Raw genomic sequence first — 12,926 nt, 5'->3', positions numbered from 1 at the left:
TTGATCCACGTCGGGTCACGCTCCGGTGTAACTGAGCCAGTCCAGGTTGATCGAGCCGGTGTCACCTTGGCCGTAGGACAGTGTCACCACCGGGTCGCGGCCGCTGACCGGAACACCGTCGAAGGTCACCGTGCCCCAGGCGTCCCAGCTGTCGGAGACCTTCGGGAAGCTCACCTGCCGCACGGCGCGTCCGTCCACCGACAGCGTCATCGTGCGCGCGTCGCTGTTGGCGTTCGCGTACCGCAAGGTGATCGCGCCGGATCCTTGTCCCGCCGACGCGCGGTGCACCGTGAACGACGACGCGGCGCCCTGGGCCCACAGGCCGTCGACGAAGGCCCTGCCCGAGTAGCCGGTGTGGTTGACGTTCGTCTTCACCCCGCCGGTGTTGCGCGCGTCCTCCGCGTCCAGGCGGGCGGGTGCTGGGCAGCCGGAGACCGTTCCCCCGATGTCGGGGCAGCGGTCCTGCCCGTCGGCCACGCCGTCACCGTCTCGGTCGCCGCCGGTCGCTCCCGTCAGCGTGATCTCGACGGTGTGCGCGCCCTTGAGCGTGGCAGGAACCTCGGCGCGGGACGGCTGGCCGTCGACCCTGACGGAGCTGATCGTCGTGCCGGCCCCGCGCAGCGTGATCGTGAGGTCGGCGTCGCGGTAGCGCGGGTTCCGCAGGGTCACGTCGCCCCAGCCCTGCGGCAGGTCCGGCGCGAACGTCAGGGCCTGGTCGGTGTGCCGCAGCCCGAACAGTCCTGTGTGGACCATGTCGAGGAACGCGGTGGCGGACCAGGTCTGGTCGGGTTCGGAACCCCAGTGGAACTTCACCGTGTCGCCTAGTCGCTGGTAGCCGCCGTCGACGACGCCGGTGTTGCCGTTGTAGATCTCCCAGAAGCCGCTGTTGTTGGTCGCGAGCTTCGCCAGCCGCGTCGTCTCGGCGGCGAAGAGGTGCTGGTTACCCTGTCGTGCCAGCGCTTTGGCCCACAGTCCCTGGACTAGCGGCCAGACGATCGCGTTGTGGCGGCCTGGCTGCGCGTCGGAGTAGCGGTCCCAGTGCGGGTAGGTGTCGGGCAGGCCCCAGGTCATCGTGCGGGTGCGCGCGATGATCGACTGCACCTGTGCGGGGCTCGCGATGTCGAAGAGGATCGCGAACGCCAGACCGGCGCCTTCCTGGTAGGCCCCAGGAGTTCCATCGGCGAGCAGCTGGTAGTTGTACAGGCCCGTCCGCGCGTTCCAGAAGTGCCGGTTGATCGCCGACTTCAGCGCGGCGGCCTTCGTGCGGTAGCCGGCGGCGTCCTGCGCGTGCCCCAGCCGGTCTGCCATATTCGCCGCGTTGACGTACGCGGCGTAGTAGACCTCGTTGGTGCTCAGGTACATCCCGCTCGCGATGCCCGGCCACGGCATGCTGCCGGTGCTGACCGACTCGGTCGCGTCGGCGGGCGGCGCGGGGTAGCCGGCGATGCCGTCGTTGAAGAACGACGCGCCGGTGAACAACCCGTACGTGGCGTTGAACCCGGCCGTGCCGGCGCGTTCCCGGATCGCCAGGGTGTTCCTGGCGGTGCGGTAGGCGTTGCCGAGGAACTCCTGGTCGCCCGTCACGAGATAGTGGTGCCACGCGGCGGTGAGCCAGATGACCTGGTCCCACTGCTGGTCGTCCTGCTGCACCCGCAACGCGCCGGCGGAGTCCTTGTCCACGACGGCCCACAGCGTGTTCTTCGCCAGAGCCGGCGACAGCAGGCTGGCCGCGTTCCAGCTGTTGATCGACGCGTCGCGCGTCCACGGCTGGTGGTAGCCGCCACCCGCGCGGACGAAGCCGACGGCCGGATCCAGCAGCCCGCTCTTGTTGTAGCCCGCGTCGTAGCCCATCGTGTTGATGCGCAACAGGTTGTCCAGGGCGGCCGTGTAGGCGTTGCCGTACAGCGCCTGGCTCAGCGGGTTCGCGAACCTGAGCGTCGGCGTCGTGGCCGCGGTCGCCGGTGAGACACCGGTGATCACGCCGGACATCGTCAGCAGAGCCAGAAGGACACGACCGATCCGCCGGGGAATCATTCGTGGCACCTTTCCCGGCACCGGACCCGACCGGAGCCGAGTGCGCAGTGCACCATGGAATCGCTCTCACGCCCCTGGGTGAGCGAGGATCCTGTCCGGTCCTGTCAGAGGGCGACACCGCCGCCTCACCTGGCTACACCTGCGACTACCAGCGCCTACCTTAGAATGTCACTGGTCAGCCGAATTTTTAACGTTCAACTCGGTCAGGGGTGTCCGTCGTGGCGAAGTCGGGTCCGGTCACGATCGCCGACGTCGCCGTGGCCGCCGGGGTGTCCAAGCAGACGGTCTCGAACGTCATGAACTACCCCGAGAAGGTGCGGCCGAAGACGCGGGACCGCGTGCTGTCCGCTGTCGCGGACCTCGGGTTCCAGCCCAACCGGGCGGCTCGGGCGTTGCGCTCCAGCTCGGCCGGCATGATCGCTTGCCGCATCGAGCCCGTCTCCTCCCACTCGCTCGCCCACCTGCACGACGGGTTTCTGCACGCGCTCGCCGAGGCCGGGCAGGCGGCGGGCCGGCACCTGATGCTGTTCGCCGTGGACGACGCGGAGAACGAGGTGGCCACCTGCGTGCGACTGGTTCGCAGCGGGGCGGTCGAGGGTGTCGTGCTGTACAACGTGGTGCCTGACGATCCACGACCGTCGTTGCTGGTGGACGCCGGGGTGCCGTTCGTGTCGTTCGGGCGGTTCTCCGACTCGGCCGACGCGACCGGCTGGGTGGACGTCGACAACGCGGCGGGCATCGCCGGGGTCGTCGAGCATCTGGCCGCGTGCGGCCATCAGAGGATCGGGTTCCTCGGCTTCCCGGAAGGCCATCGAGTCGGCGACGACCGAGCCGGCGGCTGGGTGACGACCATGGACCGGCACGGCCTGCTGGCCGGCAGCCACCGGCTCGACGTGCGTGGCGAGGACACCTGGATCAGCGGCGCGAGGATGGCCCGCGGTCTCCTGGACCGGGCCGATGCGCCGACCGCTCTCGTCGCGGCCTCCGACACCCTGGCGGCGGGTGCCCTGCAGGCCGTTCGTGATCTCGGGCTGACTCCTGGACAGGACGTGGCCCTGGTGGGGTACGACGACACGCCTTCGGCGGAGGTCCTCGACCTGTCCAGCGTCCGCCAGCCGATCCCCGAGATCGGGCGGCGGATCGTGGAGGCCTTGTGCCCGCCCGACGGGACGGTGCTGCCCGTGGCGGCGCTGCTGGCGCCGGAACTGGTCGTGCGCGGTTCGTCCCGGCGACGGGCGTGATCACGCCGAAAGTCAAGGCGTTGCGGGAGTTCTCCCAGCGTTGACAGCCTGAGCGAGCCTGTGGTTGGGTTTGGTCCACGCCAATTTTAACGATCCAATTGTGCGGCAGAGGTCCACGTCCGGGACGCGCTCGGAAGGGAAGGCCCATCATGAGGACGCACAGCCGACGGCGGCGCGGGTGGCCGGCCGTGATCGTCACCGCCGCCCTGGCCCTGGCCGGCAGCTCCCCGGTGTGGCACTCCAGCGACGCACGCGCAGCGGTGACGCAGCACGACAGCGCCTCGATCGGCTGGGAGGGCGACTACTACGGCGTGCTCACGCACAAGGACGGGAGCTTCGACGTCCACTCTGGACCGAACACCACCGTCAGGTTCGGGATCTACAACAACCCCGCACGTGTGCAGTGGTTCAACGCCGGGGGCTACTACCCCGCCCTCACCACGCAGTTCGAACGGGACAACAGCACCGTCACCATCACCAACTTCGGTGACCCGGTGACGTTCGGCAACCGGGACTTCGTCGCGATCTACTCGCGGGTCCGCGTCGTCAACCACGACACGGTCGCGCACGTGCTGGACCCGGCGCCGACCGGCGGGACACTCGCACTCAACCGCCCGTCGACGACCGTCCAACCGGGACAGACCACCGACTTCGACTACGTGATCGCCGCCGACCGGTTCGGCCAGGGGTACGCCTGGCCGACCGCCGCCGAACTGACGGCGGCAGGCGGTTACGACGCCCACTACGCGCACATGACGTCCTATTGGGACGGAAAGCTCGCGCAGATCGCCCAGATCCAGGTGCCGGACCCACAGCTGGCGAACGCCTACCGGGCCGGGTACATCACCACGAACCTCGTCAAGGACGGCAACCGACTCAACGTGGGCGAGAACGGCTACGACGCCATCTTCAACCACGACCTCGTCGGCATGCTGGTGCAGCTGCTGGAGGCCGGCGACCTGAACAAGGCGAAGGACTACCTGCCGACGCTGATCGCCCAGGACGACCCGAACGACATCACCCGGATGTACCCGGACGGGACGTGGAAGTACAACTGGCCCTGGGCGGTGTACCTGCGCAAGACCGGCGACGCGGCCTTCGTGCGGGCCCACTTCGCGACGATCAGGCAGACAGCGCACCGGATCGAGGGCGACGCCACCGGCCCCCGCGGGATCATGAAGGCGACCGTCGCGGTGGACCACACCGGGTACTGGACCGTCGACAACCAGTCGGCGTTGCTCGCTCTGCTCACCTACAAGTACATCGCCACCACCCTCGGCGAGACCGCCGAGGCGTCCTGGGCGGGCCGGACGTACGACACCCTCCTGCGGGCGGTCAACGCGCGGCTGAACACCACGATCTCGAGCAACGGCCTGTCCTATCTGCCTTGTGCGATGGACGTTCCCAACAGCAGCGCCAACGTCTGCGGGCAGACCAACAACGGCAACTGGGCCTCGATGTTCCTCTTCGGACGCTGGGCGTGGGACGGCCAGCTGTGGGGCAGCACCCCGGCCGGCCCGATGATCGACCTGATCGACGCCACCTACGACAACGGCTTCGCCCGTCTCTCGGGACTGCCCAAGCACACCTTCGGCGGCTACCCCGGTGTGAGCAGCGCCTACAACGCCGGTTACGGCTCGGCCGGCCTGGCCTCCTCCCGCTACCGCTCCGAGGGCGTCTACGGCTACCAGTACCTGGTCCAGAACGCGCAGAGCGCTCCTTTCTCGTGGTGGGAAGGGATTCAGACGGTCGGAACCAGCAACTGGTCCCCCGGCACCCACAGCACCGCGGGCAGCGGCTCGAGTCCGCACATGTGGGGCCAGGCCAACGCCTCCAAGGTGCTGCTCGACTCGTTGCTCGCCGAGAAGCTCGACGGCACGGTGGTCGTCGGCCGCGGCCTGCCGACGCAGTGGCTCCGCGACGGTGCCACCGCGAGCGTCGGCAACTTCCCCATCGCGGGCGGCCGGCGCATGGGCGCGGCGATCACCGCCTCCGGGGCGGACGTCACCCTCACCCTGTCCGGCGCCACCCCCACCGGCGGCGTGAGCTTCGAGGTGCCCGCGTTCCTCGGCAACATCACCAGGGCGAGCGCGGGCACCGTCGACAGCGCCAAGGGGATCGTCCGGCTGCCGGCCGGCACCAGCGCAGTCACCGTGACCCTCGCGCAGCCGCCGGTGTTCACCGAGAAGGGCGGCCTCGACCTGCAGGGCTACTGCACGTCCATCGGCGCGGTGAACGGGGTCGTCCTCGCGGGGACGACCGCCTACGACTGGCGCTGCGTCACAGGCACCGGTGCACAGGTGGCAATGGACCTGGACGACGCTTGCCAGCGCCAGAACCCGCACGAGCAGGCCGTCTTCTCCCGGTCCGCCGCCATCGCCGACCCGTACAGCTGGAAGTGCCTCGCCTAGCGCGCGGACGTTGTAAAACCCCCTGCAGATTGGACGAGACGTGACGTCAAAGATCGTCGTGACGGCCTTGGCGCTCTCCCTGCTCGGCGGCGTGCCCGCGGCCGCTGTGCCCCCACGGCCCGACTTCTCGACGGCCGAGGCCGGCAACCCCTTCGTCGACGGGTGGTACGCCGACCCGGACGTCGCGGTCTACGGCAACCGGTACTGGGTCTTCCCCACCTCGTCGCGCCCTTACGACGAGCAGACCTACCTCGACGCCTTCTCCTCGACCGACCTCGTCACCTGGACCAAGCACCCCAACGTCCTCACCAGGGCGAACGTCTCCTGGGCCCGCCGCGCGGTCTGGGCACCCGCCCCGATCGAACGCGGCGGCAGGTACTACCTGTACTTCGGCGCCAACGACATCCAGAGCGACTCCGAACTGGGCGGCATCGGCGTCGCTGTCGCGGACCGCCCGGAAGGTCCCTACCGCGACGCCATCGGCAAGCCGCTGATCGGCCAGTTCGTCAACGGCGCGCAGCCCATCGACCAGGACGTCTTCATCGACACCGACGGCCAGGCGTACCTGTACTACGGCGGCTGGGGCCACGCGAACGTCGTGAAGCTCAACGCGGACATGACAAGCCTCGGCCAGTTCGCCGACGGCAGCACGTACAGGGAGATCACCCCGGCGAACTTCACCGAGGGCTCGCAGATGTTCAAGCGCGACGGCAAGTACTACTTCATGTGGTCCGAGGACGGCTGGACCGGCCCGAACTACGCCGTGGCGTACGCGATCTCCGACTCCCCCACCGGCCCGTTCACGAAACTCGGCCGCGTCCTCGCCCAGGACGCCGCCGTCGCACGGGGTTCCGGCCACAACTCCGTGATCAACGTGCCCGGCACCGACATCTGGTACATCGCCTACCACCGCCGCCCGCTGAGCCGCTCCGGCGCCAACGACCGGCAGCTCGCCTACGACCGCATGACGTTCAACGCCGACGGCACCATCCAGCCCGTCACCATGCGGGTCAAGGACAACTTCGCCGACAACAACGCCCTCGGCTGGACCACCTATGGCGGCACCTGGACGGCGAGCGGCGGACGATACGAGACCGGTGCGTCGTACGGCGGGAAGTCGTTGCTGGACACGAACTTCGCCGACTTCGTGCAGGACGCCGCCATCACGCCCAGGTCAGCGAACGGCGACAGCGGGGTCGTGTTCCGCGCGACGCAGGCGGCCACCGGCACGGACGCCTACCGCGGCTACTACGCCGGGATCACCGGCAACGGACGAGTCGTGCTCGGCAAGGCCGACAACAACTGGACGCAGCTCGCGTCGGCACCCGTGACCGTGCGGCCCAACGTCAAGCACCACCTGCGGGTCGAGGCGGTCGGCTCGTCGATCAAGGTGTACGTCGGCGACCTGACCACGCCGAAGATCTCCGTCACCGACACGAGCTTCACCAGCGGTGCCAACGGAGTCCGCGTCTTCAACACCGGTGCCGCGTTCGACGACTTCGCCGTCGCGCACCGCTGATTCGGAGGACGGGAGACGGTCAGGCGCGCTCGACGGCATCGGCCTGCGGGCCCCGGTCGCTCTGCCGGATGCGGAAGCGCACCCGATCGCCGGCCACCAGGGGCTCGCCGGTGACCACCGAGACGTGCACGAAGAGGTCGGGCCCGCCCGCGTCGGGCGTGATGAAGCCGAAGCCGCGGTCCCCGTCGTAGCGGGCCACCGTGCCGTCGCCGGCGCGGGCTGCGGGCCGGACGGCCGGACGGGCCTGGCTGGGGGCGGCCTCCACCGGCTCGCCGGCGGCCACGAACCGCACCTCGCGCGCCTGACGACCCTGGTCCACGGTGACCGTGGTGAACGAGACCCGGTCGCCCTCGGCCGGCAGGTACCGGTCGTCGACCAGGGAGCGCTCGTGCAGGAAGACGTCGCCCACCCCGTCGTCGGCGGCCACGAAGCCGAACGACTTCTCCTCGTCGAACCACAGGACGGTGCCGTCGGCGCCGTCGCCGGGCGCGACCAGAGGGGCTCGGCGGACCCCGGCGTCGAAGCTCAGCGGCACCAGGTGCTGGGCCTGCGGCCCCTTCTCCCCTGCGACGACGACGAAGGCCACCCGCTGCCCGGCCGCGAGGACGCCCCCGGTGACGATGGCGGAGGAGTGCACGAACACCTCCGCACCCCCGCCGTCCGGCGCGGCGAACCCGTAGCCCTTGGCCGGCTCGTACCAGGAGACGGTGGCGAGCACGCCCAGGGTCGCGTCGGGCGAGGCGTCCCCGGTGACGGCGACGTGCAGCGCCTGCGGACCGCGGGGTCCCTCACCGGTCTCGAACTCCACCGTCTGGCCCTCGCGCAGCGCCCTGGCCGCGCCCTCGCCCTGCACCTGCGAGACGTGCACGAAGATGTCGGCGCTGCCGTCGTCGGGGGCGAGGAAGCCGAAGCCGCGCTCGAGGTCGTACCAGCGGACGGTTCCCTGCTGCACGGTGCACTCCTGGTCTAGCGGGTGGTCGGGGGTCCAGTGTCCCAGGCGCTGTGTGCACATCCTTACCGCGGCGCGCGGCAGCTCGGCCCGTTGACCGGTGAGCCGACGTCTCAGCTGGCGGTGGAGCAGGTCACGGCCGGGCGAGCGGGTTCAGGACCGGCGGCGACGAACCCGAACGAGGTGGTTCCCCCAGCGGCGAGCACGGCGTTGTGGCCGGCGTTGGTGACGGTCACCGCGGTCGCGTTCTGGGTCAGGGTGCCGTTCCACAGGTTGCCGATGGTGTGGCCCGCAGGCGGCTGCCACGTGATGCTCCAGCCGGTCAGGCCGCCTGGGCTGGTGTTGCGCACGGTCACCTCGACCTGGTAGCCGCCCGGCCACGAGTTGGTCACCTCGTAACGGGCATCGCAGACGGTCGTGACCGCGGTCGTCGCCGTGGTGGGGTTGGTCTGGGCGCTGCTGCTGGGCCGGTCGCCCTGCACGACGGTGCCGATCACGACACCGGCGGCGACCAGGGCGGCCGCACCGGCGACCATCGCGATCACCCGGCGTGGCAGGTGGCGGCGGACGAGCAGCATCCGCGTCCCGCTCTTCGGGGGCGCGGCGGGCAGCGGCAGTCCTTCCGCGACCGCCGCGAGCAGCTTGTGGGCCTCGGCCATCGTCGGGCGTTGGGCCGCGTCACGGTGCAGGAGGCGCAGGAACACCTCGCCGAACGGGCCACCCGACCGTGGCGGCTCGTACTCCCCCCGGACCACGCGTTGCAGGAGCGCGTAGGGGTTGTCGTCCACACCGAACGGCGGTGTGCCCTCCAGCGCCGCGTAGAGGGTCGCGCCGAGGGAGAACACGTCCGAGGCGAACGTCGCCGGCTCGCCCGCCGCCACCTCCGGCGCCAGGAAGGCCGGCGTCCCGACGATCAGGCGGGCGTCGGTCACCGTGCCCTCGCCGACCGCGCGGGCGATGCCGAAGTCGGTGATCTTCGCGATGCCGTCCTCTGCCAGCAGGACGTTGAACGTCGAGACGTCCCGGTGCACGATGCCCTCCGCGTGCGCCGCCGTCAGCGCGGCGGCGACCTGCCTGCCCACGGCCGCGACCACGCCCGGCGGCAGCGCGCCCCGTTCGGCGATCAGCGCCGCGAGGCTGCGGGAGCGCAGGTACTCCAGCACCAGACAGGGCTTGCCGTCGTGCTCGACGACCTCGTACACGCTGATCGCGTGCGGGTGCCGCAGCCGACCGGCGACCCGGCCCTCGCGCAGCATCTGCGCCACCGCGTCCGGGGACCGCCGGTCCGTGTTGAGCAGCTTGACCGCGACCACGCGGTCGACCTGCTCGTCGCGGGCCTGCCAGACCACCCCCATGGATCCTTGCCCGATCGACGACACCAGCCGGTACCGCCCGGCGATGACCTCACCCTCTTCTGGCACATGCCGACGCTACTTGGCTCAGCCGACCACAGGCCACCTTCGACTTCGCGCGGGCTGGGTGCGAGTGCGTTGGCGAGCAGCGCGTGCCGTTCCGGCTCGACGATCACGGAGTGGACGGAATGGTGAACGTTGCCGCCCATGTCGACGTGTACGGGGAGGGCGGGGTTCGCCGGGGTGATCTCGTCGGCACCACGGCGGTCCCGCCCTCGCCTCACGTGGTCGTGCCCGTCGCGGCCACGCAGCCGAGCACGTCCGGCCGGGAAATTAACGTCGAGAGCACGCGTCGGGCGCCCGGACAGTGCAAGGCTCGGGCGGTGCCCTGCCCTACTGTCGCGAAGGTTTCGCCATGTACCAGGCTGATCGTCGCTGTCCCATGTGTGGTGCGGCTTTGGCCGCGTCGGGACGCAGATACTGTTCGAACGCCTGCCGCCAGCTGGCCTACCGCACCCGGCGCTCCCCCGGCGGTGAACCGGTTCGGCCGGACGGGTTCGTCGGGCGCCACAACGAGCTCAGCCAGGTGCAACAGGCGTTCGAGGTGTACCGGCTCGTCACGCTCACCGGGCCGGGTGGCGTCGGCAAGACCCGTCTGGGGCGCGAAGCGCTGAGGCACATCACGGGATCGCGTGCCGCGCCGGTGGTCGAGGTGGATCTGGCCGTCGTGGCCGGTGACGACCGTCTGGTCGCGCAGTCCTTCGCGGCCGCGCTGGGTCTGCCGGAGCGGCACGGCATGACGCTCGTCGAATCGATGATCGACGCGTTGAACAAGTCCCGTGTCCTGCTGTTCGTCGACAACTGCGAGCACGTCGTCGAGCCCTGTGCGGTGCTGGTGGACACGTTGTTGCGCCGGTGCCCGAGGCTGCGCGTGCTCACGACCAGCCGGGAGGTTCTGGACGTCACCGGCGAGTTCGTGCTGCGGCTCGGCGGGCTCCCGGTGCCCGAGAGCGTCGCGCCTGGTGCGTTGAAGGGCAGCGACGCCGTACGGCTCTTCGTCGACCGCGCGGAGGGGTTCGAGCTCACGCAGGAGAACGCGCCGCACGTGGTCGCCGTGTGCACTGCGCTGGACGGGAACCCGCTGGCCATCGAGCTCGCGGCCCGGCAGATTCCCGCTCTCGCGGTGGAGGCTGTGCACGAACGTCTCGTCGACCGGTTCGACCTGATCGCCGGGCGGGACACCGCGCCACGGCGGCAACGCAGCCTCAGCGACGCGATCTCGTGGAGCTACGAGCTGTTGAGCCCGGCGGAGCGGACGGCGCTGGCCAGGCTGTCCGTGCTCACCGGTCAGTTCGACCTCGAGACCGCGACCGCGGTGTGCGCCGACGAGACCCTGCCCGCCGACGAGGTGCTCGGGCTGGTCCGCCGGCTGCAGTCGACGTCGCTGCTCGTCTCCGGCGCGGACACCGGCACCTACCGGCTGCTGGAGACGATCCGCCGGTACGGCAAGGAACGGTTGCGGGAGAAGGGAGAGACCGACGCCACGTGGGACCGGTTGGCCACCTGGCTCGCCGGGTTGCTGGAGCTCTGCGTCGAGCAGCCCGTCTGGTTCCCGATGGAGACGCACCGCAGGCTGGTGGCCCAGGCGGACAACCTCTACGCCGCCGCCCGGCACGCGACGGGGGACGTGGACCGTCAGACGGTGCTGTCGATCGCGATCGTGCGGATCTGGATGTTCCAGGGCCAGTTCGCCGAAAGCCAGGAGTACCTGCGGGCCGCGCTCGCCCGCACCGCCAGCCCGCGGCTGCGGTGCGTGCTGCTGGGCTACGCCGGATGTCTGTCGACCCTGCAAGGAGATCTGGCCGCGGCGACCAGCGCGATGGAGGAGTGCCTGGCCATCGGGCAGGCCGCGGACGACGTCCCCTCCCTGCTGGACGGCCACTACACGATGGCGTTCGTGCAGGTGGCCAACCAGCGGCTCGACGTCGCGACCCGGCACTACGCCGAAGCGCTCGCTCTCGCCAGGGGCCTCGACGACGCCGAGGCGGTCGCGATGGTCCTGGACCGCATGGCCTGGAAAGCGTTGGTGGAGGGGAACCTCGACGAGGCGGAGCGCCTGGTCCGCCAGGCGTTGCCCGTGTTCCTGCAGCCGTCGCCGCCGCACGGTGCGGGCTTCGCGCTGCACAACGCCGGGTCGATCGCCCTCGCCCGCGGTGACGCGGACGAGGCGGAGAAGCACTTCCGCACCGCGTTGACGGTGGTGACGCCCGATTCCATCGAGGTCTCGTTCGTGCTGGACGGGCTGGGAATGGTGGCCGCGCGCCGCGACGAACCGAAGCCCGCCATGCGGTTCTTCCTCGCCGCCGCGTCGATGCGCGGCCTGCGGTTCTTCAACGAACCGACGTGGCGGCGCCAGGTCGCCACCAGCTTCAGCGACGCCCGGCGCACGGTCGGGCAGTCCGGCGCCGACGACATCACCGAGGAGATGGTGGACCTGGTCTGCGAGGACATGATCACCCTCGCGCTGCACGCCGCCGACACCGGCACCGGCGAGCCGCTCGACGACGACGAACGGGCGATCGTCACGCTGACGCTCGCGGGCCTGACCAACCGGCAGATCGCACTGCGCCGCGGCATCAGCCCGAGCACGGTGTCCGCGCGCCTGCGCAGCATCCGCGGGAAGCTCGCGGTGGACAGCCGGGCGGAGATCGCCGCGTGGGCGCAGGAGAACATCGCGTCGCAGTCCCCGTTGTCCCAAGCCATGTGACCGTCGGATCCCTGACGAACGGCCAAATCCGCGATCGTTTGGTTGCCGTCGAGTTCGGGCGGATCGTAACGTGAGTCATGAACGCTCGAGAGGCTCAGGCCACTCTGCGCTGTCTCCGGGGGCAGGGGGGCACACGGATCGATCCCGACGTGCTCGACGAGGTGTGGAACGGACTTCCGGCGGTGCACGTCGCCGAGATCCTCGGCTCGTGGAAGGGCACCTGTCTCGACACCGGCCATCGGGGGTTGCGCGCACTGCAGAACATCAACTGGTACGGGCACACCTTCCACTCGCCGCACAACGCGCAACCGCTCGTGCGGCGCGACCCGGACGGAACCCTCTACTCCGACGAGGACCTGATGTTCGGCGAGGCCAGCCTGTGGATGGCGATGTTCCGCGGACAGCTCACCGCCACGATGATCTACGACGGCGAACCGGTGCTGACGCATTTCAAGAAAGTCGACGACCGCACGCTTCTGGCAATCATGAACGGCAAACCGGTCGCTCTCGACAACGGCCGGCACCTCTACTACGTGCTTGATCGGGCGCCGCGGCAGGGGAATGATGCCGGCTATGCCACACCTGCCGGCAACTGAGGGCCGGTGTCACGTGTGCGGAGTTCCCCTCGCCGAATCGGCGCGGAGCCGATATTG

Annotated in this window: 8 protein-coding genes and 3 pseudogenes; 5 read left to right on the top strand and 6 right to left on the bottom strand. The window is 70.1% G+C overall.

The annotated features are described in order from the left end of the window. Window positions 1-15 precede the first annotated feature (15 nt). Entirely contained in the window at window positions 16-2,034 is a 2,019-nt protein-coding gene (locus tag AB0M24_RS03030) for a glycosyl hydrolase family 65 protein (RefSeq protein WP_363760171.1), read from the bottom strand. Window positions 2,035-2,252: 218 nt separating this feature from the next. Between AB0M24_RS03030 and AB0M24_RS03025 the strand changes: the two genes are divergently transcribed. The 3 genes from AB0M24_RS03025 (at window position 2,253) to AB0M24_RS03015 (ending at window position 7,205) form a co-directional block, all read left to right on the top strand. After that, window positions 2,253-3,275 (top strand): LacI family DNA-binding transcriptional regulator, encoded by a 1,023-nt coding sequence (locus AB0M24_RS03025; RefSeq protein ID WP_363760168.1) that lies wholly within the window; start codon window positions 2,253-2,255, stop codon window positions 3,273-3,275. 149 nt (window positions 3,276-3,424) lie between these two features. After that, on the top strand, window positions 3,425-5,686 hold the full coding sequence (locus AB0M24_RS03020) for a hypothetical protein (RefSeq protein WP_363760165.1): 2,262 nt from the start codon (window positions 3,425-3,427) through the stop codon (window positions 5,684-5,686). Between the two features lie 40 nt (window positions 5,687-5,726). Further along, window positions 5,727-7,205: a family 43 glycosylhydrolase gene (locus AB0M24_RS03015; RefSeq protein ID WP_363760162.1), complete on the top strand. Its 1,479-nt coding sequence runs from the start codon at window positions 5,727-5,729 to the stop codon at window positions 7,203-7,205. Between the two features lie 19 nt (window positions 7,206-7,224). On the opposite strand, the gene AB0M24_RS03010 is transcribed toward AB0M24_RS03015, so the two are convergent. The 5 genes and pseudogenes from AB0M24_RS03010 to AB0M24_RS02990 all read right to left on the bottom strand — a co-directional run bounded on the left by AB0M24_RS03010 (window position 7,225) and on the right by AB0M24_RS02990 (window position 9,575). After that, window positions 7,225-7,404, bottom strand: a complete 180-nt coding sequence (locus AB0M24_RS03010; protein ID WP_363761552.1) for a cold shock domain-containing protein — start codon at window positions 7,402-7,404, stop codon at window positions 7,225-7,227. 99 nt (window positions 7,405-7,503) lie between these two features. Next, window positions 7,504-7,665, bottom strand: a pseudogene (locus AB0M24_RS03005) (cold shock domain-containing protein); the annotation flags it as partial. A gap of 84 nt (window positions 7,666-7,749) precedes the next feature. After that, window positions 7,750-7,929 (bottom strand): annotated as a pseudogene (locus AB0M24_RS03000) (cold shock domain-containing protein); the annotation flags it as partial. A gap of 42 nt (window positions 7,930-7,971) precedes the next feature. Beyond that, window positions 7,972-8,157 (bottom strand): annotated as a pseudogene (locus tag AB0M24_RS02995) (cold-shock protein); the annotation flags it as partial. A gap of 110 nt (window positions 8,158-8,267) precedes the next feature. Then, window positions 8,268-9,575, bottom strand: a complete 1,308-nt coding sequence (locus AB0M24_RS02990) for a protein kinase (protein WP_363760159.1) — start codon at window positions 9,573-9,575, stop codon at window positions 8,268-8,270. A gap of 346 nt (window positions 9,576-9,921) precedes the next feature. Here AB0M24_RS02990 and AB0M24_RS02985 point away from each other — a divergent pair, with 346 nt between their 5' ends. Both AB0M24_RS02985 and AB0M24_RS02980 read left to right on the top strand, forming a co-directional pair. Further along, window positions 9,922-12,273, top strand: a complete 2,352-nt coding sequence (locus tag AB0M24_RS02985; RefSeq protein ID WP_363760156.1) for a LuxR C-terminal-related transcriptional regulator — start codon at window positions 9,922-9,924, stop codon at window positions 12,271-12,273. 149 nt (window positions 12,274-12,422) lie between these two features. Then, window positions 12,423-12,869, top strand: a complete 447-nt coding sequence (locus AB0M24_RS02980) for a DUF4334 domain-containing protein (protein WP_363760153.1) — start codon at window positions 12,423-12,425, stop codon at window positions 12,867-12,869. The last annotated feature ends 57 nt before the right edge of the window (window positions 12,870-12,926 follow it).

Source organism: Lentzea sp. NPDC051838 (assembly GCF_040681245.1).
GTDB lineage: Bacteria > Actinomycetota > Actinomycetes > Mycobacteriales > Pseudonocardiaceae > Lentzea.
Note: the sequence above shows the minus strand (reverse complement) of the source record. Positions and strands in the feature narration are given on the sequence as shown.